Annotated in this window: 18 protein-coding genes; 5 read left to right on the forward strand and 13 right to left on the reverse strand. The window is 66.4% G+C overall.

The annotated features are described in order from the left end of the window. Nucleotide 1: 1 nt before the first annotated feature. A complete protein-coding gene (locus ACAW63_RS19690) occupies nt 2-1,726 on the reverse strand; it encodes an amidohydrolase (protein WP_371227945.1) in 1,725 nt (574 codons plus the stop codon). 106 nt (nt 1,727-1,832) lie between these two features. On the opposite strand from ACAW63_RS19690, the gene ACAW63_RS19695 reads away from it, so the two are divergent. Then, nucleotides 1,833-2,747: a LysR family transcriptional regulator gene (locus tag ACAW63_RS19695; RefSeq protein ID WP_371227947.1), complete on the forward strand. Its 915-nt coding sequence runs from the start codon at nt 1,833-1,835 to the stop codon at nt 2,745-2,747. 253 nt (nt 2,748-3,000) lie between these two features. Here the strand turns inward: ACAW63_RS19695 and ACAW63_RS19700 are convergent, their stop codons facing one another. Next, nucleotides 3,001-4,473, reverse strand: a complete 1,473-nt coding sequence (locus ACAW63_RS19700; RefSeq protein WP_371227949.1) for an aldehyde dehydrogenase family protein — start codon at nt 4,471-4,473, stop codon at nt 3,001-3,003. Between the two features lie 220 nt (nt 4,474-4,693). Then, nucleotides 4,694-5,434, reverse strand: a complete 741-nt coding sequence (locus ACAW63_RS19705) for a helix-turn-helix domain-containing protein (RefSeq protein ID WP_371234722.1) — start codon at nt 5,432-5,434, stop codon at nt 4,694-4,696. A 239-nt stretch (nt 5,435-5,673) separates the two neighbouring features. Here ACAW63_RS19705 and ACAW63_RS19710 point away from each other — a divergent pair, with 239 nt between their 5' ends. From ACAW63_RS19710 to ACAW63_RS19720, 3 genes are all read left to right on the forward strand, one after another. Beyond that, the gene (locus tag ACAW63_RS19710) at nt 5,674-7,059 is read left to right on the forward strand and encodes an NAD(P)/FAD-dependent oxidoreductase (RefSeq protein ID WP_371227951.1); all 1,386 of its coding nucleotides are present in this window, start codon (nt 5,674-5,676) and stop codon (nt 7,057-7,059) included. 11 nt (nt 7,060-7,070) lie between these two features. After that, nucleotides 7,071-7,430, forward strand: coding sequence for a cupin domain-containing protein (locus ACAW63_RS19715; RefSeq protein ID WP_371227953.1), 360 nt, complete (start codon nt 7,071-7,073; stop codon nt 7,428-7,430). 200 nt (nt 7,431-7,630) lie between these two features. Then, nucleotides 7,631-8,437, forward strand: coding sequence for a lytic transglycosylase domain-containing protein (locus tag ACAW63_RS19720; protein WP_371227955.1), 807 nt, complete (start codon nt 7,631-7,633; stop codon nt 8,435-8,437). 56 nt (nt 8,438-8,493) lie between these two features. On the opposite strand, the gene ACAW63_RS19725 is transcribed toward ACAW63_RS19720, so the two are convergent. The 5 genes from ACAW63_RS19725 to ACAW63_RS19745 all read right to left on the reverse strand — a co-directional run bounded on the left by ACAW63_RS19725 (nt 8,494) and on the right by ACAW63_RS19745 (nt 16,016). Further along, a complete protein-coding gene (locus ACAW63_RS19725) occupies nt 8,494-10,929 on the reverse strand; it encodes an RND family transporter (RefSeq protein ID WP_371227957.1) in 2,436 nt (811 codons plus the stop codon). Nucleotides 10,930-10,946: 17 nt separating this feature from the next. After that, on the reverse strand, nt 10,947-12,011 hold the full coding sequence (locus ACAW63_RS19730) for a WD40/YVTN/BNR-like repeat-containing protein (protein WP_371227959.1): 1,065 nt from the start codon (nt 12,009-12,011) through the stop codon (nt 10,947-10,949). Nucleotides 12,012-12,069: 58 nt separating this feature from the next. Beyond that, nucleotides 12,070-13,428: a DUF1329 domain-containing protein gene (locus tag ACAW63_RS19735; RefSeq protein WP_371227961.1), complete on the reverse strand. Its 1,359-nt coding sequence runs from the start codon at nt 13,426-13,428 to the stop codon at nt 12,070-12,072. A gap of 41 nt (nt 13,429-13,469) precedes the next feature. After that, nucleotides 13,470-15,317 carry a DUF1302 domain-containing protein gene (locus tag ACAW63_RS19740; protein ID WP_371227963.1) on the reverse strand — a complete coding sequence of 616 codons (1,848 nt, stop codon included), beginning with the start codon at nt 15,315-15,317 and terminating at the stop codon, nt 13,470-13,472. Nucleotides 15,318-15,452: 135 nt separating this feature from the next. Then, a complete protein-coding gene (locus ACAW63_RS19745) occupies nt 15,453-16,016 on the reverse strand; it encodes an RBBP9/YdeN family alpha/beta hydrolase (protein WP_371227965.1) in 564 nt (187 codons plus the stop codon). Nucleotides 16,017-16,371: 355 nt separating this feature from the next. Here ACAW63_RS19745 and ACAW63_RS19750 point away from each other — a divergent pair, with 355 nt between their 5' ends. Beyond that, complete coding sequence (locus tag ACAW63_RS19750; RefSeq protein WP_275611942.1) at nt 16,372-17,376, forward strand: AraC family transcriptional regulator; 1,005 nt, start codon at nt 16,372-16,374, stop codon at nt 17,374-17,376. 1,139 nt (nt 17,377-18,515) lie between these two features. Here ACAW63_RS19750 and ACAW63_RS19755 read toward each other — a convergent pair. The 5 genes from ACAW63_RS19755 to ACAW63_RS19775 form a co-directional block, all read right to left on the reverse strand. Beyond that, on the reverse strand, nt 18,516-19,526 hold the full coding sequence (locus ACAW63_RS19755) for a YeiH family protein (RefSeq protein ID WP_371227967.1): 1,011 nt from the start codon (nt 19,524-19,526) through the stop codon (nt 18,516-18,518). After that, nucleotides 19,523-19,858 (reverse strand): Rieske (2Fe-2S) protein, encoded by a 336-nt coding sequence (locus tag ACAW63_RS19760; RefSeq protein WP_371227969.1) that lies wholly within the window; start codon nt 19,856-19,858, stop codon nt 19,523-19,525. Before ACAW63_RS19760 ends, ACAW63_RS19755 begins: the two co-directional genes overlap by 4 nt. Then, the gene (locus tag ACAW63_RS19765; RefSeq protein ID WP_371227971.1) at nt 19,855-20,517 is read right to left on the reverse strand and encodes a DsbA family protein; all 663 of its coding nucleotides are present in this window, start codon (nt 20,515-20,517) and stop codon (nt 19,855-19,857) included. The genes ACAW63_RS19760 and ACAW63_RS19765 overlap by 4 nt, the downstream gene beginning before the upstream one ends. Further along, nucleotides 20,514-21,803, reverse strand: coding sequence for an MFS transporter (locus ACAW63_RS19770; RefSeq protein ID WP_371227973.1), 1,290 nt, complete (start codon nt 21,801-21,803; stop codon nt 20,514-20,516). Before ACAW63_RS19770 ends, ACAW63_RS19765 begins: the two co-directional genes overlap by 4 nt. Nucleotides 21,804-21,896: 93 nt before the next feature. Then, nucleotides 21,897-22,949 carry a 3-keto-5-aminohexanoate cleavage protein gene (locus tag ACAW63_RS19775; RefSeq protein ID WP_275611670.1) on the reverse strand — a complete coding sequence of 351 codons (1,053 nt, stop codon included), beginning with the start codon at nt 22,947-22,949 and terminating at the stop codon, nt 21,897-21,899. Between the last annotated feature and the right edge of the window lie 42 nt (nt 22,950-22,991).

A 22,991-nucleotide genomic window follows, 5' to 3' on the forward strand; every position in this document is an offset into this window, starting at 1 on the left:
ACTATGGGCGACTATAGACTTCACGGCCGGCGAACCAGGTCTTGAGCACCCGGGTATCCCGCAGCGCCTCGGGCTCGACCTTGAACACGTCGCGGTCGAGCAGGATCAGGTCGGCCTGCTTGCCCGGCTTGAGCGAACCGATGCTGTCTTCAAGACGCAGGGTGCGCGCGGCATTGAGGGTGTAGGCCTGGAACATGGTCATGCGGTCGACCTCCTCGGCGGCGTTGAGCACGCCTTTCGGGCCTACGCGCTCCAGCGCCTGGTAGATGGCCTTCCACGGATCGGGCGTGGTGATCGGCCAATCGCTGGCGCCGGCGATGGTCGCGCCGTTCTTCAGCAGCGAATGAGCCGGGTACAGCGTCTTGAAGGTCGCGGCGCTGACGTAGGGCTTGAACAGGTCGACGCTCAATTCGTCGGCGGCGGCCCAGAACAGCTGCATCGAAGCGATCACGTCGAGTTGTTTGAAGCGCGGGTAGTCCTTCGGGTTGACCACTTCCAGGTGGGTGATGGAGTGCGGGATGCCGCTGTGGCGATCCTTGCGCGCCTGCTCGATGCCATTGAGCGATTCGCGCACCGCGCGGTCGCCGATGGCATGGATATGCACCAGCCAGCCGCGGGCGTCGGCGGCGCTGACCAGTTCGCCGAAGTGCTTCGGGTCGATCAGCAGTTCGCCGGACTTCTTCGAGTTGCTGTAGGGCTCGAGCATCGCCGCACTCTGGGCCGGCATCTCGGCCACGCCGTCGGCGAAGATCTTGATGCCCGGCAGGGTCAGGTTGCTCACGCCCTGGAACTGCTGGCGCACCTTGTCCAGTTCGTCGAGGTCGGCTGGGGTGGCCTTGGAGTCTGCCATCAGCAGCGCGGCGACGTGCGCGGTGAGCCCACCCTGTTCCGACAGCGCCTTGTAGGCCGGCAGCACGCCGACGGAGTCATTGTGGATGTCGCCACCGGGATTCTCGTTCGCCAGCGGCTCCATCCAGGCGGTGATACCGAGGCCCAGGTAGTAGCTCTGAGCGCCTTTCAGGGCGGCGAGCAGTTCATCATCGGTCGGCAGGGGCAGCAGGGCCTGGACCGGGTAGAGGCCGGCATCCACCAGGAAGCCGTTGGGCTTGCCGTCGGTGCCGTGGCCGATGGTGGCCTGTTCTTCCCCTTGCAGCGACTTGACCTTGGCCGCGTCGACCCCGGCCAGGTCCAGCAGCGCCTGGTTGGCCCAGCCGGTATGGTAATCGCCGCCGGCCAGCAGGATCGGCTGCCTGGCCCACTCGCCCTGGTTGAAGCGCTGCTGCAGTTCGTCGATCCGGTCCCAGTACGAGGTGGGAATGCCACCGACATAGAGGAACTTCCCGCGCCGCGCGCGGCCATCGTCGCGCCACTGGCGCAGCTTGTTCTCCAGTTCGGCGAGCGGCAGGTCCTCGTTGTTCAGGTTGGCCTGCAGCATCTGCAGACCGCCCTTGACCAGGTGGGTATGGGAATCGATGAAGCCGGGCATCAGCACCTGGCCGTGCAGGTCGATGACCTTCGTTTCCGGCTGCTTGAGCTTGAGGATCTGCGCATCGGAACCAACCGCGAGGATGCGGCCGTTCTCCACCGCCACCGCCTGCTGCAGCGCTTGCCCCGGCTCGGCGGTATAGACCTTGCCGCCATGGAGGATAAGGTCGGCGGCAGCCATACTTTCCATCGAGGAAAAAGCGCAGGCCGCGGACAGCAGCGTCGGAATCAGTAGTTTCATCGCAGATCCTTAGTTATTGTTGATCTGTAACGAAGATTAAGCAAAAGCCCTTGCGGCTTTAACACTGACTTCCCGCACAACTTCTATTCCCATCAGGAAGTAATCCTTGGACAAGATGACTGCGCTCACCATGTTCGTCGCCACGGCCGACCACGGCGGCTTCAGCCGCGCCGCGGAACAGCTGGGCAAGACGCCCTCGGCGATCACCAAGGGCGTGGCGCAGCTGGAGGCCGAACTGGGCCAGCGCCTGTTCGAGCGCACCACGCGCCGCATGGCGTTGACCGAAGCCGGGCATATCTATCTGGAGGGTGCGCGCCAGGCGCTGATGCAGTTGCAGCGCGCCAGCGAGGAAGTCGAGCAACTGCAGACCGAGCTGCGCGGCAGCCTGCGCATCGCCGCCCCGCCCTCCTTCGCCCCGGCCTTCTTCAATGCCGTGTGCTGCCGCTTCCTGCGCGAACATCCGCAGGTGCGCCTGGAAGTGGACCTGGCAGACGAATTCGCTGACCTGGTGGAAGGCGGCTACGACCTCGCCCTGCGCGACGGCCCCATCGACCTGCCCGATGTCATCGCCCAGCCGCTGATTGAAAACCGCCTGATGCTCTGCGCAAGCCCGGCCTACCTGGCCGGCAAGGGCATGGACGTGACCCTGGACAACTACGAGCAGCACGACTGGCTGATCTTCCGCCACCCGCTGCTGAATCGGAATTTCTGGTGGGTGCAACGCGATGGTGAGCGCATTCGTATCCGCCAGCCGGTGCCGCGGCTGTCCAGCGACAACTACGACTTCCTGCTGTCCTGCCTGCTGGACGGCCAGGGGCTGCAGTTTCTCCCGCAATGGAGCGCGCTGCCCTATATCGAGCGCGGCGAGCTGGTGGAGCTGTTACCGGATTGCTGGCGCGATCAGAGCGCCTTCGGGCCCTGGGTGCATGTGCTGTACTTGCCGCACCGCAGGAGCACGCGCAAGGTGCGGGTGTTCATCGAGTACCTGCGGGAGCATTTGCAGGGGAAAGGGTTGATCTGAACGACCCGTAGGGCGTACAACCGTTCGCGGTTGTACGCCGTTGCATCATGCGCCGCCTCCCGCTTCGACGTTGAACCTGGAGCGCCCTGATACCGAGGTCAAACGGCGTATAACGTCGAACGTTATACGCCCTACGTAGGCATGAGACTCCATTGTCTACCTGTGAGAATGGAGTCATCCGCGCTGGATTTCGCCGGCAAGGCCTGCGCCAGATCGGGTCGCGAGCAAGCAGCCCCTGCCGGCGTACCCCGGCTTACTTGATGTACCAACCCCACGGCTGGTCGCTGAGGTACTCGGTGACCTGCTTGGTCTCCAGGTAATTGTCCAGCCCCCACACGCCCAGCTCGCGGCCGATGCCGCTCTGCTTGTAGCCGCCCCAGGGCGCCTGGGTGAAGGTCGGCTGCGAACAGTTGACCCAGACGATGCCGGCGCGCAGGCCACGGCTGACACGCTGGCAGCGCGCCGGGTCGGCGGACATCACCGCCGCCGCCAGGCCGAACTGGCTGTCATTGGCCAGGCGCAGCGCCTCGGCCTCGTCCTTGAAGCGACGCACCGCGAGCACCGGGCCGAAGACTTCCTCGCGCCACAGCGCGCTTTCCAACGGCGAATCGATGAACACCGTCGGCTCGACGAACCAGCCTCTATCGCGATGCGCCGGACGCTTGCCGCCGGTGGCCAGCTTCGCCCCGTCGCGCACGCCGGCTTCGATGGCTTGCAGCACCTTGGCATGCTGCCCGGCGCTGACCAGCGGGCCGAGCAGCACACCCGGCTCCAGGCCGTTGCCGAGGGTGATGCGGCGGGTTTCCTCCACCAGGCGTTCGATCAGCCGGTCATGCAGGCCGTCCTGTACCAGCAGGCGCGAGGTGGCACTGCACACCTGGCCCTGGTTCCAGAAGATGCCGAACAGAATCCACTCCACGGCGGACTCGACATCGGCGTCGTCGAACACGATGAAGGCCGACTTGCCGCCCAGCTCCAGGCTGACGTTCTTGATGTCCTGGGCTGCCGCCTGCATGATCGCGCGCCCGGTCGGCACGCTGCCGGTGAAGGCCAGCTTGTCCACCCCCGGATGCGCCGAGAGCGGCGAGCCGGCGTCACGGCCCAGGCCGGTGACCACGTTCAGTACGCCCTTGGGCAGGCCTGCGGCGTCCGCGGCAGCAGCCAGTTCCAGGGAGGTCAGCGGGGTCAGCTCGGACGGCTTGAGCACCGCGGTGCAGCCGGCGGCCAGCGCCGGCGCGACCTTCCACGAAGCCATCAGCAGCGGGTAGTTCCAGGGAATGATCTGCCCGGCCACGCCCACCGGTTCGCGCAGCACGCGGCAGGCGAAGCGCTCGTCCGGCAGCGCGACCACTTCACCCTCGTCGCTCAGCCCTTCGGCCAGCTCGGCGTAGTAGTCGAAGCAACCGATGGCGTCGTCGATATCCCACTGTGCCTCGGGCAGCGGCTTGCCGTTGTCCTGCACTTCCAGACGGGCCAGGTCCTCGCGGCGACCACGCAGGTTGTCGGCGATGGCGCGCAGGTAAACCGCGCGCTCCTTGCCCGTGCTGCGCCCCCACTCGCCCTCATCGAATGCCCGGCGCGCGGCCTGCACGGCACGCTCCACGTCCTCGCCGGTGGCGGCGGCGACTTCCGTCAGCACCGCTTCGCTGGAGGGGTCGTACACCTCGAAGCGGCCGCCTTTCGCGGGGGCCTGCCATTGGCCGTCGATATAGAGCTGGTCGCGCATGCGAAGGTCTCCTGAGGGTATTGGAATGCTTGTCGGCCGAGCATAGGGAAATGGACGCGGGATTGATAACGCGGGCGCCGTGCATGCGGGCACGCGCGGAGGAGCCATTCGGGCACATGGCACCCCGTAGTATGGGTGGAGCTTGCGATACCCATCGGCGGGGTCGCCAGCGATTGATGGGTATCGCTTCGCTCCACGCCATCCTAAGAGAACGATCCGATCACGAAGCTGCCTTCTGCTCCAGATACGCCTTGGGCGACAGTCCCGTCTCCTCGCGGAAGCAGCGGTAGAAGGTCGACAGCGAGCGGAACCCCGCCGCCCGCGCCAGTTCGTCGATACGGGTGACGCTGTTGGTATCACCGAGCTGGCTCAGCAGATGACGCAGGCGCAACTGGTTCAGGTACTGGTAGAAGCTCAGGCCCAGCACCTGGTTGAGGAAGTAGGAAATCTGGTTGCGCGTGTAGCCGGTGGCCGCCGCCACCTGGGGCATGTCCAGGTCGGGGTTGAGGAAGGGCCGGGTCTGCTGGAAATACTGCTGGATGTCGCCACCCAGTTGGCTCAGTTGCCGCGCGGAAAGCCCCAGGCGGCTGCCGGCCATGCGCTCCGGCGCCTCGCTGGAGGTTTTCTGCGGCTGGCCGACCAGGGCCGTGTGCTCGTTGACCCGGATTATCCGTCCCTCACGCACGGTGTACGCCTCCGTGGCACGGTAGGACACCAGCCCCTGGGTGCCGCGCAAGGTCACCTGGTATTGCAGGAACGCCGTGTCGCCGTCCACCCGCAGGCGGTCGGTGTAGAGCTGCGACTCGTCCCCCGCCGCCGGCATGCTCGACTGCAGGTAGCCGCGCAGTTCCTCCGTGGCGATGCGCCGGCCCTGGAAGAAGTCGTTGTATTCCACCTGCGGGTCGAACAGCGCCATCAGCGCGTCGATGTCATGCCGGCGCCAGGCCTGGTGGTAGCGCATCACCACGGCATGGGTAGCGGCGCTGGCCGGGTCGGGCTGGTAGGTCGCTCCTTCGAGGGTGGCGCTCCAGCCCTGTTCGTCACTCATGGTTTTCCCCTGCCGGTCTCGGCCGGCTTTTCCTGCTCCGGGCGTGCCCGCAAAGAGCGGCGGACCGTATGCCTGGCCCCCGTGAGCGTTACAAGATTTCGGACGCGGCCCGCTGGCCGCTTTTTCTTCCGACATTCTGCCGGAGTTTTCCGATGACATCCGCCTCACTTGCACGCACCACTCCCAGACCCTTCTGGCTCGACACCCTCGATCTCGCTCCTGCTTCCCCTGCGCTGGAGGCCGATCGCAGCTTCGATCTGGTGGTGGTCGGCGGCGGTTTCACCGGTCTGTGGACCGCCCTGCACGCCCGTCAGCGCCGGCCCGGCGCGAGCATCGCGGTGGTCGAGGCGCGTCGTTGCGGTGGCGAGGCCAGCGGGCGCAATGGCGGTTTCTGCGCACCGAGCATTTCCCACGGCGTAGGCAACGCCCTGCGTCGCTGGCCGGAAGAAGCCGAAACCCTGGTACGCCTGGGCCGACAGAACCTCGATGAGTTCGAGGCGGACCTCCAGCGCTTCGGCATGAACGTCGAGTTCGAACGCCGCGGCAAACTCAACGTCGCCGCCCAGCCCTGGCAGGTCGACGGCCTGCGCGGCATGCAGCGCAATTACGAGCGTTTCGGCATCGACTGCGAGTTTCTGGACAAAGCGCAACTGGCCGGCAGGCTGGACTCGCCCGCCTACCAGGCCGGCGTCTTCGAACCCAACTACGCGCTGCTCAACCCGGCGAAGATGGCTGCCGAGCTGCGCCGGGTGTGCCTGGAGCAAGGCGTCGAGCTGTTCGAGAACACCCCGGTCCAGGAACTGCACCCGCTTGGCGACCGCCTGATGCTGCGCTGCGACCATGGCGAGCTGGAAGCCGGGCAGATCGCCTTGGCCACCAACATCGCCCCGCCGCTGCTCGGCCACCTGAATTCCAGCGTGATTCCGGTATACGACTACTCGCTGGTCACCCAGCCGCTGACTGACGATCAGCTGCGCGCCATCGGCTGGGTCGACCGCTACGGCATCGCCGATGCCGGCAACCAGTTCCACTACCTGCGCAAGACCGCCGACAACCGCATTCTGTGGGCCGGCTTCGACGCCATCTATCACTTCGGCAGCCGCCGCGACGAAGCCCTGACCCAGCGTCCGCAAAGCTTCGAGCGCCTGGCCGGCCAGTTCCGCGAAGCCTTTCCGCAGCTCGGCCCGGTGCAGTTCAGCCACGCCTGGGGCGGCATCATCGACACCTCGGCGCGCACCACGCTGTTCACCGGCTGCGTGCTCGGTGGGCGCGTGGCCTACGCACTCGGCTTCACCGGCCAGGGCGTGTCGGCCAGCCGCTTCGCCGCGCTGAACATGCTCGACCAACTGGCCGGCGAACGCACCGAACGCACCGAACTGCGCATGACCTCGCAGAAACCCTTCCCCTTCCCGCCCGAGCCGCTGCGCTACCTCGGCGTGCGCCTGGCCCAGCGCTCACTGGCCAAGGAAGACCGCACCGGCCGCCGCGACCTGCTGCTCAAGACCTTCGATGCCTTCGGCGTCGGTTTCGATTCCTGATGGAGAACTTCATGTCCACCCTGCCCCGCCACGTCATCGACTTCGCCAACCCCGACCTCGCGCCCCAAGAGCGCGAAATCAACGACCCGGCCATCGTCGATGCGCCGTACCGGAGCCGCAGCTGGCGACACTTCTCGGCGCCGGAGAAAAACGCCATCGCCGGCATCTGGGAAGCCGGTGTGCACCTGGAACGGTGCGAGTGCGACTACGACGAGCTGTGCCACATCCTCGAAGGCAGCGTGCGCCTGACCGATGCCGACGGCGTGGCGAAGACCTTCGGGCCCGGAGATTCCTTCGTGGTGGCCGCGGGTTTCAAGGGCACCTGGGAAAACCTCACGCCGGTGCGCAAGGTGTATTTCATTCTCGGGTGAGGGAAACCACAGGCAGAGGCATCAAGCACCTGCAGGCCGTACGTCTGCACAAACTCCACGGCGAGTTGAAAGGGCTATAACTACCCGAACGAAGCGGCAGGTCGACAGGATCCCCCTGCATCGACCGCCCCTGTTGGCCTTTCCCTTGCCCAGGTCAGGCGCTCCGCAGCCTGATCGGCGCCCGCGCGCGGAGCGGTGTGATGACTTCCAGAGCATGGCGATGGGCTCGCAGGAGCCTTCCTGGCTGCATCGGACTGGCATTGCTGGTCGCTCCGCTTTACGCCGACGCCCTGTTCAAGTGCCAGGCACGGGACGGAACCATCAGCCACACCCGCCATGCCATTCCCGGCGCCCGCTGCACTCTCCAGAACGGCAAGGCTGGCGCGGTTATCGGCGCCAGGTCAAAGGCCACGCCGATGATCGAGCAGGGCGACAATCCCCGCACCATGCGAATTCAGGTGTACACCTTCGTCCACAATGGCGTTCGTCAGTATGTGAGTCGACGCCCTGTCGGCATCTCCGCGCGGGTCGATGTCATCGAGGTGAACTTCATCAAGGGCTGCTACCTATGCAGGATGCCGAGGGACTTCAAGGTCGCCTCACTGCGCCTGGATACCCGCTCCTATCGACGGGAGATCGAAGCCGCGTCGGGCCATTACGGTGTCGACAGGGCGCTGGTCCGCGCGGTGATCCATGCCGAATCGGCGTTTCGTCCCAACGCCGTTTCCATGGCCGGCGCCCAGGGGCTGATGCAATTGATGCCCGAGACCGCAGAACGCTTCGATGTGGACGATCCGTTCGACGCGCGGCAGAACATTCGCGGTGGAGTGCGCTACCTGGCCTGGCTGCTCAAGCGCTTCAACGGTAATCAGACGCTGGCGTTGGCAGGCTACAACGCCGGCGAAATGACCGTGGACAAGTACAACGGGGTGCCGCCCTACGCGGAGACGCAAACCTACGTCTCTCGCGTGCAATCGCTGGCCGAGCGCTATCGCAACCATCCCTAGGAAAAACGGAGTACAACCGCGAACGGTTGTACTCCCTGTGGTCGCCGCCCCCCCGCTCAGCGTTTCCTGTCGTTCAGCAGGAAGTGCGACAGCGCCGGGATCAGCAGCAGCGCCCCCAGCATGTTCCAGAGGAACATGAAGGTCAGCAGAATCCCCATGTCCGCCTGGAACTTGATCGGCGACCAGGCCCAGGTGATCACCCCGGCGGCCAGGGTCACGCCCACCAATGCCACCACCTTGCCGGTGAAGATCACCGCCTGCTGGTAGGCCATCGCCAGCGGGAAGCCGGCCCGTTGCAGCTGTAACTGCACGCTCAACAGGTACAGCGCATAGTCCACGCCAATGCCCACGCCCAGGGCGATCACCGGCAGGGTCGCCACCTTCACGCCGATGCCGAGGAACACCATCAGCGCCTCGCAGAGCATGGAGGTCAGCACCAGCGGCAGCATGGCCACCAGGGTCGCGCGCCAGCTGCGGAAGGTGATCAGGCAGAACAGGCTGACCGCCCCGTAGATGTACAGCAGCATGGTGCGGTTGGCCTGGTGCACCACGCTGTTGGTGGCGGCCTCGATGCCGGCGCTGCCGGCGGCGAGGAGGAACTGGCGGTCCGGGGTGCTGTTGGCCTTGGCGAAGTCCTCGGCGATGGTCGTCACTTCCTCCAGGGTCCTGGCCTTGTGGTCCTTGAGGAAGGCGATCACCGGCATCACCGAGCACTCGGTGTTGAACAGTTCCGGGGTATTCACCGAGGCCTGCTGCGCCGAGTAGTTGAGCACGTCCTGGTTGCGCTGCAGGCTGGCGAACTTGGGGTTGCCCTCGTAGGTGCCGGCGGTGATCTGGCGCACCGCGTCGGCCAGCGACACGCTCGCCTGCACGCCCGGATGCTGTTGCAGCGCCCAGCCCAGGCGGTCGGCGAGGATCAGGGTCTTGTAGTTCAGGCAGCCTTCGGCGGGCGTCTTCACCATCACCGCGAACAGGTCGCTGGAGAGCGCGTAGTGGCTGGTGATGTAGGCGTTGTCGCGGTTGTAGCGCGAGTCCGCGCGCAGCTCGGGCGCGCCGGCGTCGAGATCGCCGATCTGCAGGCGCTGGCTGACCAGGAAGCTGCCGGCGCCGATCAGCGCGGCGACCGCCAGGGCGATGCTCGCCCAGCGCCGTTCGGTGAAGCGGTCGAGCAGGCTCCACAGGCGGCCCAGGCCCTGCTCGCGGGCTTCCTGCTGCTCCTCGCGCAGGGCGCGGGCGGCGGCGCGCGGGCTGACGCCGATGAAGGACAACGCCACCGGCATCAGCAGCAGCGAGGTGAAGACCAGCACCGCCACGCCGATGCTAGCGGTGATCGCCAGGGCCTTGATCACCGGGATGTCGATCAGCATCAGCACACCGAAGCCCACGGCGTCGCACAGCAGTGCGCTGACCCCGGCGAGGAACAGGCGACGGAAGGTGTTGCGCGCCGCCACAAGGCGATGGGTGCCGCGGCCGATGTCCTGCATGATGCCGTTCATCTTCTGCGTGGCGTGGGACACGCCGATGGCGAAGATCAGGAACGGCACCAGGATCGAGTAAGGGTCCAGCGCATAGCCCAGCCAGGCGATCAGGCCCAGCTGCCAGATCACCGCGAGCAGCGAGCAGACGATCACCAGCAGGCTGCTGCGCAGGCAGCGGGTATAGAGCAGGATGATGACGAAGGCCGAGACCACCGCCAGGCCGAAGAACATCATCACCCGCAGCAGGCCGTCGATCAGGTCGCCGACCAGCTTGGCGAAGCCGATCGCGTGGATGCGCATGGCACCCTTGCCCGGCTCGCCGGCCTCGAAGGCACGCTGGTCACCCAGGTATTCGTACTTCAGGCGCAGCGCGTCGAGCTGGTGGGAGAACTGCTGGTAGTCGATGCCCTTGCCGGTGGCCGAGTCATGGTCCAGCAGCGGCACCACCAGCATGCTCGAACGGAAATCATTGGCCACCAGGCTGCCGACGATGCCGGCGCGGGCGATGTTCTGGCGCAACGTGGCGATGCTCGGGGCGTCGCCGGCATAGCCGTCGGGCATCACCGGGCCGCCCTGGAAGCCCTCCTCGGTCACTTCGGTCCAGCGCACCGCCGGCGACCACAGCGACTTCATCCAGGCGCGGTCGACGCCGGGGCTGAGGAACAGCTGGTCGTTGATCTGCTTGAGGGTGTCCAGGTAGGCCGGCGCGAAGATGTCGCCGTCGCGGCTCTCCACCACCACTCGCACGGAGTTGCCCAGGCCGCGCAGCGCCCCGCGGTTCTCCAAGTAGTTGCGGATGTAGGGGTGGCTCTGCGGGATCATCTTCTCGAAGCTGGGCTTGATCTCCAGGCGGGTCACCGCCATCCAGCCGAGCAGCAGCGTGACCAGGGCGATCAGGCCGATGAACAGGAGCCGATGGTTGAACACCAAGCGTTCCAGCAGGCTGCCGCTGTGCGCGTCGAAGTCCCGCAGATCGCTGATGACGGGCAGTTGCCCTTGCTTGAGGTCGACCATAGGAGGCTGTCTCTTTCTTATTGTGTGAGCGGCAACGCGCTGCGTTGCAGGCCGCGATTGCCCACCAGCAGCAGGCTGTCGCCACTGATCAGGGCGCCGCTGACGGGCGTGCGCTGGGCCAGGGTCAGCGGCTTGAAGGTGGCGCCGTCGTCGCGGCTGACCAGCCCCTGGCCGGCCTGGCTGAACAGGTAGAGGCCGCCGTCGGCGCCCTCGCTGGCCGCCGTGAGGCTGACCGGCAGGCCGGTGGCCACCGCACTCCAGCTCGCGCCGCCGTCGACGCTGCGCACCGCGTTGCCGCGCAGGCCATAGGCGAACAGCAGGCCGGGCTTGCCGAGCACGCCGAAGAAGGTGCCCTTGTAGGGCGAGTTCAGCGCCACGAAGCGCTGGCCCGCCGGGTCGAGCCTGAGCAGCAGGCCCTGTTCGCCGACGATGAACAGGTCCCCGCCCACCGCCGACATGGCGGTCAGGTGCAGCGCTTGCGGGTTGTCGATGCGATGGTTCCAGGGCTCCCAACTGCGCCCGCCATCGGTGGTGTGCAGGATCAGGTTGAAGGCGCCGATCACGAAACCCTCCTGGGTGTTGCGGAACCAGAGGTCGAGGAACGGCTTGTCGGCTCCCTCCTCCTTCATGCGCCGCGACTGCTCCAGCAGGGTTTCGTTATCCGCCTGGGGGTGGGCCGTGTAGTAATCCAGCATCAGTTGGCCGATGGCGCGGCCATCGAGCTGACGGATCCAGTGTTCGCCGCCGTCGGCGCTGTGCAGCACCACGCCGTCGTGGCCCACCGCCCAGCCGTCGCGCGGCGTGGGGAAGCGCACGGCGGTGAGGTCGGAGCTGACCGGCACCTCGGCCTGCCGCCAGTCCTTGCCGTCGTTGTCGGAATAGAGAATGTGGCCGCGCTGGCCGACCACCACCAGGCGCTTGTCGGCGCGGGCAATGGCCGCCAGCGGGCCGCTCATGGCCAGTGCGGTGGGCTGCGAGGGCAGGTCCAGCACGTCGACGAATTCATCGGCGCCGGCGTGACCGGCGAGCAGCGCCAGTCCCAGCCCGGCGCAGGCCAGGGCGAGCTTGAGGGGAAATTGCATACGGCTACCTCGATCTGAAATACACGGCGGCCTTGTGGGCCGCCGCGAACTCATCCGCTTAGCGGATACCGCTTCCCGCGAGGGCTTCAGGCGACCACTGGGTGGCGGCCAGCGGATCGATGTAGGTGATGCCGCCGTACGGGCCGACGACGCCGTTAATGTTGTAGGAGCCGGCGGTCAGGTCGTAGATCATGAACGGCGTGGCGTCCGGGATGCGCTTGTCGTAGCTCTGGCTGAGGAAGGCGAAGGAGCCGCGATAGAGCTGGCCACGGGCGTCATACTGGTCGGAAGCCACGGCCACCCAGCTGTCCTCGTCGAGGTAGAAGCGGCGCTTGGCGTAGATGTGCCGCGCACCGGACTTCAGCGTGCCTTCCACGACCCACACGCGGTGCTTCTCCCAGCGCACGAAGTCCGGCGACAGGTGATTGGGCGTGACCACCGGCTTGATGTCGCTGGTGTAGGTCAGGCGGTAGGTGTTGTAGGGCACGATCATTTCCTGCTTACCCACCAGCTTCCAGTCGTATCGGTCCAGCGCGCCGTTGAAGACGAACACGTCGTCGTAGGTGCCGGCGCCGGCCATGCCGGGGTTCGGGGTGTCGTAGGCCAGGTTCGGCGCCAGCTTCACGCGGCGCTGGCCGGGCAGGTACTGCCAGGCGCGGCGCGGCTGCTGCAGCGGGTTGGCGGCGTCCTTGAGCATCATTGCCTCGCCGGCGCGGCGGGCCGGGCCGCTGTAGTACAGCTTCATCTGGTAGTAGACCTCGGAGCCCTTCACCGGCTGGGTGAGATTCTCGTAGATCGGGTAGTTGATGAAGGCCTGGCCGGTGGTGGCGAGGTTGGCGCTGCCCGAGGAATCGACGTTCCAGGAGTCGTACTTGGCCTTGATGTTAACCCCCTGGTAACGCAGCAGGAAGTTCCACATGGCCTCGGCGCCGGTCTTCGGCATCGGGAACGGCACGCCTGGCAGCGCGTTGTCGATGGCGGTACCGCCCTCCAGGGACTGGGTCGCGACGGCGTTCTTCCTGCTGTTCTCCAGCACCGCATCAGGCAGCGCGGCGGTGCGGTGGGTCGGGTAGACGTCGACGCGGAAGCTCGGGTAGCGCTTGGCCAGCTCGACGGTGGTGGCGGTCAGCTCGTTCTTGTACTGGTCGACGTTCTTGCCGTCGATCACCAGCAGCGGCTTCTCCCCGGCGAAGGGGTCCGGGCGCATGCTGTCACCGGCCTTGAAACCGGCCGGGGCGCTGGTCAGACCGCCGGTGTAGGCGGGAATCGAACCGTCGCTGCTGGCGGCCTTTTCGGCACCGACCAGGGTCAGGGTGGTGCCCAGCTGGGCGGCGTCCTGGGGCGAGACGGCAGCCTGGGCTGCACCGCACAGGGCCAGGCCGAGGGCCGTGGCGATCAGGGTTGGCTTGAAGTTCATGCTGTTTTTCTCCTGCTCCGGGTAAGGAGCCTGGGGTGAAATCAGAAGGTCGCCTTGAGGGACGCGGTCACCATGCCGCGGTCCTTCAGCAGGGGCGCGAGGCCGCCCTGCGAGGTGATCTGCCCGGGGATGCACTGGTACTGCCCATTAGCCCCGGGGGTGTTGTTGTCGTGTCCGCTTTCGCAGGTATCGAAGGGACCGAATGCGTCGACGTACTTCAGGTCGACGCGGTACTTCTGGTGGAAGTCCGCCGCCACCCCGATCGAGTAGCTGCCGGCGTCTTCGTTGCCGCCCAGTTGCACCGCCGAGTTGCCGTGCAGGCCGACGTTGTAGGCCATCGGCATGGACAGGTCGACGCCGGGGAAGGCCTGGTACCAGGTCGGGGTGAAGTTGGCGGACATGGCGTAGGCATTGGTGGTGACCTTGTCCACGCCGTGGTAGCTGGAGTCGCCCTTGAAGGTCTGCTCGCCTTCGGTGACGTCGATCAGGTGCGTCAGGGTGCCCTCCACCGCCAGCGACGAAGCGTCCCACAGCGGGGTCGCGCCGAAGGTCACCAGGCCGTTGAGCACCACATGGAAGGTCTTGCCGCGGGCAAGGCCGGTGTCGCCGTCGCTGGGCAGCGAACCGATCAGGTTGGCGCCATTGATCAGCCCCTTCTGCGCGGCGTTGTAGAGCGTGGAATTGACGGTGGTGAAGTTGCTCGCCAGCGGCATGTTCTCGCGGTAGTTCAGGTCCATGCCGACGCTCACCCCACCGACTTCCTTCGACAGGCTGATGCCATAGATGTCGATGTCGTCGGCGTAGGCGGTGAAGTAGTTCATCCCTTTCAGGCCGGCCAGACCGGGCTTCTGCAGGTTCGGCGCGTCCACCAGCACCGCCGGCAGGGTGTCGGAGGTGTTGCGGTAGTAGAAGCCGAGGGTGCCGTCGAGCCACTCCGGGCTCCACTTGGCCATCAGGCCGAAGTCGCCGGTGTTGTCCGGCTCGCGGTCATGACCGCGCGGCGCGCCGTAGAAGGCGTTGAGCGCGGGCAGCGGCAGCCAGAACACGTTGCCGCCGTCGTTGAGCATGTCGTACGGCCCCATGTAGGTGCCGCCTTCGGGGAAGCGCGAGTTCTCGAACTCGAGGAAATACTGCGCGGCCAGGGTCAGCTCCGGGTTCACCGTCAGTGACGCGGAAAGCTGGTTGCGCGGCATGAACAGCTCTTTCGCCTCGGTGCCCGGCACGTTGTACAGCTTGCCCAGGTCCAGGGCCGACTGGCCGTAGTTGATGCCGTTGGCGGCGCTGAACAGGGTCTCGCCCCAGTACACGGTGTGACGGCCGAGCTTGCCGCTGAGCAGCATGTCGTCACCGACCTGGTGGCTGGCGAAGACGAAGGCGTCGAGCAGTTCGCCGGAAGGGCCGTTGTAGTAGCGGTCGGCGAAGTTGCTCAGGCCGTGGGTGGACGCCTTGGCGCCGGGCGGAGCGATCACGGCGCCGTTCTTGGTGACCAGGTGGCCGGCGTTGCCCTTCTGGCCGGGGAACGGGTTGCTCGAACCAACGTCTTCGTAGGCGTTGTCGTACCAGCCGGCGGCGCTGACGCGGAAGCCCATGCTGTCGCGGTAGACGAAGTCCAGCTCGCTGAGCAGGTCGAAGCGCTGGGTCACCGGGCTGCCGGAAGAGAAATTGCGGTCGCCGTCATTGGTGTTGGCGGTGCCGGCGATCTTGCTGTTGGCCGCTTCCACCCGCTGCCCATAGCTGAGCTTGACGGTGTTGTCGAAGCGGACGGCGATGTCCGGGTTGCCGGTGTTCAGTTCGAACGCCTGGGCCGAGGTGCCGCCGATAGCGCCGAGAATCGCCGTGGCGAGCAGGCAGCGGCGCAGCCGCCGCGGTGGGTTGCTCTGGTAGTGCATGCGTGTGCTCCGTTTCTTGTTGTAGTCGGGACGCTATCCGGGCCCGTCCCGCGGCCCTCGCCCTCGCCGCCATCAGGGCGTACGGGGGCCAAACCCCGGCGCCAGGCGCCGGAGCGTTAACTTCCTATCGGGGGATCAGCGATCCAGCATCTGGATCAGGTTGTCCGCCTCCGGCCAGTCACCGAAGCCGGATGCCGGGTTCATGTGACCAACGCGACCCAGCGCCACCAGGCTTGCGCCCCAGGTGTCGGCCATGCGCTGCACCGCCTCTGGCGTGGCGAGCGGATCGTTGTCGCTGGACGCCACCAGGGTCGGAAACGGCAGAGGTTGCTGCGGCAGCGGCGCCCAGCCCCGCTCGGCGAGGCTCGCCGGGCTCGGGTAATGGTCAGGCCACTGGCCTTCGAGGTCCGGCGGGGTCACCAGCAGCGCGCCCTTGATCGGACGGTCGTGACGGGCAGCCCAGTGCGCCACCATCAGGGTGCCGGCGCTGTGGGCGACCAGGATCACCGGGCCGTCGATCTGCGCCAGCTCGTGCTGGATGGCAGCGACGCGGGCATCGAGGTCAAGCTTGTCCTCGGTCAGCGGCGGCACGCTGCGCGCATTAGGCAGGCGGGCCTGAAGATGGGTCTGCCAGTGTTCGGCCACGTGATCGCGCAGGCCGGGAACGATGAGGACGGTGGTGGAGTTGTTGTGTTTCACCGGGTCACCTTGCAGCTATTTCGAACTTGTTGGACTAGACAGTAGAGGCAGCCCGGCGGCGTTGCTTTGCATAGAACGTCAGGCACTTCGCAATTGATGACAGCACGGACGTCATCCGGCATGCGGTTCATCAGGCAGATCCCACGCACCACGCGAGCTAGGGCCTCTCGGTGGCATTCAGCGCCGCCGGGTGATATACAAAAGTTCGTACACGCTTTACTGAACTCGCCGATAGAATCTGTCGTCATCGAACAAGCCAAACGCGCTCCGGTGAGAGTTCGGCACCTGTCATTTCGTGACAGCCCCACCGGCGCGACGCAGCCACAAGAACAAGAAGGCGATCGGCATGACACCAATGGTTCGTATTGCGGCCCTGACCAACTACCTGGAGGTGGCCCGCCACCTCGGCTTGAATCCCCAGCAACAGCTCAGCCGGGTGGGTCTGAGCCTGTCCATGCTGGAGCACCCCGAGCAGCGTGTGCCCATCACTCCGGTGGTGAGCCTGCTGGAAGAATCGGCCCGCGCCTGCGGCTGCGAAACCTTCGGCCTGCGCATGGCCGAATCCCGCCAGCTCGCCGATTTCGGCGTGATCAGCCTGCTGATCACCCACCAGGCGACGCTGCGCGAAGCCATCGACACCATCGTCCAGTACCGCCACCTGATCAACGAATCGCTGGCCCTGTACGTGGACCAGGAAGGCAAGACCGCGATCCTGCGCGAAGAGATCATCACCGTGCCGCCGATGCCCATGCGCCAGGGCATCGAACTGGCCATCGGCACCCTCTACCGACTCTGCGCCGCCCTCCTCGGCCCGCACTGGCGGCCGATCAGCGTGAACCTCACCCACGACGCGCCGGCCGACCTGCAGGTGCACAAGCGCCTGTTCGGCTGCAAGATCGAGTTCGGCAGCGAGTTCAACGGCATCGTGATCCCGGCGGCCGACCTCGACGCCGCCAACCCCATGGCCGACCCGGCCATGGCCCGCCACGCGCGCAGCTTCGTCGACTCGCTGCCCGGCGCCACCGACGGCAGCACCCTGAACGAGGTGCGCAAGGCCATCTACCTGCTGCTGCCCATGGGCCGCGCCACCATCGAGCAGATCGCCCAGTCGCTGGGCCTGAACGTGCGCACTCTGCAGCGCCGCCTGGAGGAGAACGGCGTGACCTTCTCCGACCTGATCAACGAAGTGCGCCGCGAGCTGGTGCTGCGCTACATGGAAAACCCGCGCTACTCGCTCAGCCGGATTGCCGACCTGCTGGGGTATGGGATGCCCAGTTCGTTCACCCGCTGGTTCACCATTCAGTACGGCATGTCGCCGGCGGCCTGGCGGCGGGAGCATACGGGGCGGGAGTTGGAGTGAGAGCTCGCCAGGGCGGGCTTTTGTAGGAGCAACTGTCTTCTTCTGGATAATCCGTGCCTGCGCTCCCCCTCACCCCTGCCCTCTCCCCCAGGAGAGGGAGCTGTCCGTGCCGGCTAACACCTCGGTTTGATCCTGCGCCGAACGGTCCCCTCTCCCCCTGGGAGAGGGTTAGGGTGAGGGTGAGGGCCGACCCGAGTGCAGATGTATCTCGTAGAAGCGGACTTTGTCCGCGATGCTTTTGGGTTTGGTGTTCAGCGCCGCATCGGCGTGTTCGAGGACATTTTGTTTCGCCCCCTCGGGCGAGTTACTTTCTCAAACGACAGAAAGTAACCAAAGGTCTTTGCCCCATCATCCGGGTCCCGCTTCGCGGGACTCCCCTCGCTCCATCGAAGTTTCAGGGGCACGCGTCGACGGGCCATCCATGGCCCAACGACGCTCTCGCGGCATCCATGCCGCTCAACCCCTGAAACTCCGATTCCACTCGGCCTCCTGAAGGTGCGCTCCGGCGCGCGCGGAGGTTTCTCTGGAAGTCTTCAAGAGCAAAGCAAAGGCAGGGGCTTGCTCCGAGCTGGCTCTGCTCCCGTAGGAGCAGACCTTGTCCGCGAAGTTTTGTCATTGCACCCACACTGCAGGATGAACCCCAGTAGGACGAATAACGCGCAGCGTTATCCGCCTTTGTAGGAGCGAGCTTGCTCGCGAACCGCCTGACTCCGCTGCATCCGGGAAATCTGTTCGCGAGCAAGCTCGCTCCTACCAAAAGCAGTCCAGCATGTAGCAGCCAAAGTTGCAGGCGCGCGCAGAGTCCCGTCAGGAGGCCGAGTGGAGGTATTGCGCAGAGGGGCGAGCGGCATGGATGCCGCGAGAGGCGTAGAGGGCCAGGGATGGCCCTTCTACGCCGACCCTCGGAGCGATACCGGAGCGAGGGGAGTCCGGCGAAGCCGGACCCGGATGTCGGGACGAGACCTTTGCCTACTTTGGGTCGTTTGCCAAAGTAGGTCGCCCGAGGGGGCGAAACAAAATCTCTCAGTGCACGCCGAAGCGGCGCAGAAACACCGAACAAGACGGCGGGTATCGCTTTAGCTGTTGTCCGCCTTATGAAAGCATCGCGGACAAAGTCCGCGATCACTCAAGGGCACTCATCAGCCCGCGATCTTCAACATCCCCAACACCAGCCCCGCCAGGAACACCGTCTCCCCCACCATCAGCAGGATCGGCTTGATCCCCACCGTGGCCAGGGCGCGCAGCTGGGTCTTCATGCCCAGGGCGGCAATGGCGATCACCAGGCACCATTGCGACAACTTGCTGCCCGCCTGCTGCACCACCGGCGCCAGGAACCCGGTGCTGTTGACCGCCGCCAGCAGCACGAAACCCACGGCAAACCAGGGCAACAGCGGTGGGCGCTTGTCGCCCGGCTCGACACCGCGGGCGCGGGTGATCATCGCCGCGCAGAGGATCACCGGCAGCAGCATGGCCACGCGCATCAGCTTGACCACCGTGGCGCTGTCGCCGACCTCCGGCGAGATGCTGTAGCCAGCGCCGACCACCTGGGCCACGTCGTGGATGGTGCCGCCGAGGAAGATGCCCGCCTGCAACGGCGGCAGGCCCAGGGCATGGACGATCATCGGGTAGAGGATCATCGCCAGGGTCGAAAGGGCCGAGACACCGAGCACGGTGAACAGCGTGGCCTTTTCCTTCTGCGTATGGGCCGGCAGCGCCGCCGCCAGGGCCAGGGCCGCCGAGGCGCCGCAGATGGCCGTGGCGCCGCCGGTGAGCAGGCCGAACAGGAAGTTGAAGCCCATGGCGCGGGCGGCAGCGATGGAGACCAGGATGGTCACCGTCACCAGCACAACCACCATCACCACCGGCTGCCAGCCCAGCTCGGCGATCTGCCCGAAGGTGATGCGGATGCCCAGCAGCGCCACACCCAAACGCAGGATCTCGCGGGCAGTAAATTCTATTCCGGCCTTGCACACGCTGTCGGTGGCGAGAAAGTTCAGCGCCAGGCCCAGCAACAGCGCGAACAGCATCACCGGCGCGCCGTAGTGTTCGGAGAGGAAGGTCGCCGCGGCGGCGACCATGGCGCTGACCAGCAGCCCCGGCAGCAGCGTGCGGCTGCGGGTGCCGAGCGCCGAGATGACGGCGGTGCTCATGCGGAAACTCCCTCGGCGATCGTTTCGTCGAGCAGCAGGAAGCACTCGTCGGCACGCCATTCGATGGGATAGCGACGCACGCCGAAACCCTTGATGCCCGCCGGGCAGCCGGTGTCCAGGTCGAACTTCAACCCATGCGCCGGGCACTGCAGCCAGCGGCCGTCCAGGCGGCCGGTGAACAGCGAGGCTCCGGCGTGGGGGCAGCGGTCGTCGATGGCGTACAGGCAGCCTTCCACGTCGAACAGCAGGACGATGCCCTTCTCGTGATGGAACAGGCTGCGGCCGCCCCGTGCGGGCAGCCGTTCGCTCGGAATGTGCAACGCGCCACTCATGCCGACAGCGCCTCCTGCCGATCGAAGGCCCGCAGCAGGGCCACCAGCAGCTGGTCCGGGCTCTGCCCGCCGAGGGCGAAGGCGCGCCCGTCGAGCAGGAACAGCGGCACGCTGGAGTCCGCCAGTCCCACGCGGCGGCCGATGAAGGCACGTGCGCCGTCGGCCAGCGCCTCCTCGAACTGCTCGGGAATGTAATCGCAGGCGCGCAGCAGGCGCCGCAGGGTATCGCGCTGGCCGATGTCCTCGCCGAGCTGGAAGTGCGCGCGGAACAGCAGTTCCAGCAGGCGCTCCAGCTGCGACTGGCTGCCCAGCTGGGCGGCACGCTGGAACACGCGGTGGGCGTAGGTGGTATTGGGCATGCTGCGGATGCGCTCGAAGTCGATCTCGACCCCGGCCTGGCGCGCGGCGTCGCGCACTTCCATCTGGCGTGCGCGCACCGCCCGCTTGCCGCCCAGGCGGCGCTGGTAGAACGCGGCGAAGGGTTCGCCCTCCATCGGTACCTGGGGCAGCAGTTGCAGCCCCAGCCAGTTCACCCGCACGTCCAGTTCCGGACGCTGCCGGGCCAGCAGGCGCAGCGCGGTGTCCAGGTTGCGCTTGCCGATCAGGCACCAGGGGCAGATGAAGTCGAAGGTCATGTCCAGGTTCAGCGTCGGCATCATGCGCCCTCCTCCTCGCCGCGCAGGCGGCGGATATCGCTGTGGTAGTGGCGCCGGGCATAGATGAACACCAGCGCGGCGAAAATGCTCAGCAGCGGGACGATCTGGAACGCGCGGTCCAGTCCCACGGCGTCGGCCAGCACGCCGGTGAGCAGCGGGCCGGGCGCCAGGCCCAGCAGGTTGTTGGCCAAGGTCAGGGTGGCGAAGGCGGTGCCGTGCACGGCCGGGCTGGTGAGGTTGGCCACCATGGCGCCGGACGGCCCGGAGGTGCCGGCCGCCATCAACATGCCGAGGGCGAGCAGGCTTAGTTGCATCGTGCCCGGCGGCAGGTGGAAGGCCACCGACAGCAGCAGGCAGCTGGCCAGGCAGAAACCGATGGCGAGGACGATCTTGCGCGGCGGATTGGCGCGACCTAGGCGGTCGCAGAGGATGCCGCAGAGTACCATGCCGCTGCCGCCCACCAGCACGATCACCGCCGAGATCAGCCCAGCCTTGTCGGTGTCCAGGTGGTAGTAGCGATTCAGGTAGCTGGGAATCCACACCATCACGGCGGCGGCGACGAACAGCTGCAGGCCGCTGCCCAGGTAGGCGGCGATCACCGAACGGCTGCCGAACAGGCTGCGCAGCGAGCGCCCGCCCACCTGGCGCGGCGCTTCAGCGGCGGCTACCGGTGCGATGCGCTTCTCGCTCACCACCAGCGGATAGAGCAGCGCCAGCAACAGGCCGAACAGCGCCATGCCGGCGAACGCCCAGCGCCAGCCCAGGTGGGCGGCCAGCACGCCGCCCAGGCCCATGCCCAGCACCGAGCCGAACATACCACCGGCCATGAAGGCGCCGGTCAGGGTGGCGCGCAGGTGCGCCGGGAACACCGAGATCACCACGGCGATGCCAACGCTGCCGTAGGCCGCCTCGCCGACGCCGACGAAGAAGCGTGCGGCGAACATCTGCGGGAAGGTCTGCGCCAGCGCGCAGCCCAGGGTCGCCAGGCTCCAGAGCATGGCCATCAGCGACAGGCTGCGCACCCGGCCCCAGCGGTCGGCGAGCAGCGAAAGGGGGAAAGTCAGCAGGCCGACCATGACGGCGACGATGCCGCTGAGCAGGCCGAGCTTGGCATCGCTCAGGGCCCATTCGCCCTTGATCAGCGGAAAGACGGCGTTGAGCACCTGGCGCGACATGTAATCGGAAATCAGCAGGCCGAACGTCAGGGCGAACACGACCCAGGCATAACGACGCGGCACGCTGGGCGTGGTGGCGGAAATGTCGCCCAGGGCGACGGAGTGGATGGCCATGACGCTACCTCTCCAGGCGAGTAATCGGGTTCTTGTTGTTCTTCTGGGGTAAAAGCCGGTGCGGGTTACTGGCAGAACCCGCACCGGAGCCTGTCACGCGCGGAGCGGGACGGACTTCTGGCCCGGCTGGCGGTTGGGCGCCATGCCGTTCATGCGCAGGGTTTCCTCGACGCTGTCGTACTGCACGCCGATTTTGTAGATGGCGCGGGCTTCCTGGCCGCTGGCGACCTCACGGCCCAGCTCGTGGGCAACGCGCACGCACTGCTGGATCTGCTCGACCGAGGTCATGCGCTGGCCGTGCTGGCCGATGATGGTGTCCTCGATGCCGCAGCGCGGGTGCAGGCCCATGGCCATGGCCATCATGTTGAACGGCAGGACGTTCTTGAGCAGCGACTCGGCGGTGACCGTGGCGCCGTCCGGCGCGCGGTGCACGAAGTTCATGAAGTTGAACGGGTTGGGGCCGTCGAAGCCGCCGCCGATGCCGATCCAGGTCAGGTTCAGCGGGCCCTTGTAGACGCCCTTGCGCACCAGGCGCTCGAGGGTTTCCAGGGCGTGCATGCCGGTGAGCTGGAAGTGCGGCTGGATATTGGCCGCCTGCAGGCGCTTCAGGTGCTCCTCGACCCAGGCCGGGCCGGCCGGCACGGTCATCTCGCTGTAGGCCGCCTGGTAGGCCGGGTGCTCCAGGGAAGTGCCCTTGAGGTACTCCGGGTAGAGCAGCTCCATGATGTTCATCTGGGTGGTGTTGATCGCCACCGTCACCTGGTCGGGCTTGGGGGTCAGCTCGGCGAGCATGTGACGGGTATCGTCGGACAGCCACTTGGCCGCCTCGCCGTCGCTTTCCGGGGCGAAGGAAATCGAGCCGCCGACCTGGATGATCATGTCCGGCACGGCTTCGCGCACGCCGGCGATCAGCTCGTTGAACTTGGACAGGCGCTTGGAGCCCTTGCCGTCCAGCTCACGCACGTGCAGGTGCAGCACGGTGGCGCCGGCTTCGTAGCAGTCCACGGCCTTCTGGACCTGTTCGTCCATGGTCACCGGGATGTCTTCGGGGAAGTCCTCGGGCATCCATTCCGGGCCGTAGGGGGCCACGGTGATGACTACCTTGTCCTGGTTCTCCGGGTGCAGGGAATCGTCGAAAAATTGCATGTCAGTCTCCGTAAATTGTTCTTGTAGAGCTCTTTTTTCCGA

It is taken from the genome of Pseudomonas sp. QE6 (assembly GCF_041379005.1).
In the GTDB taxonomy this organism is placed as follows: Bacteria; Pseudomonadota; Gammaproteobacteria; order Pseudomonadales; family Pseudomonadaceae; genus Pseudomonas.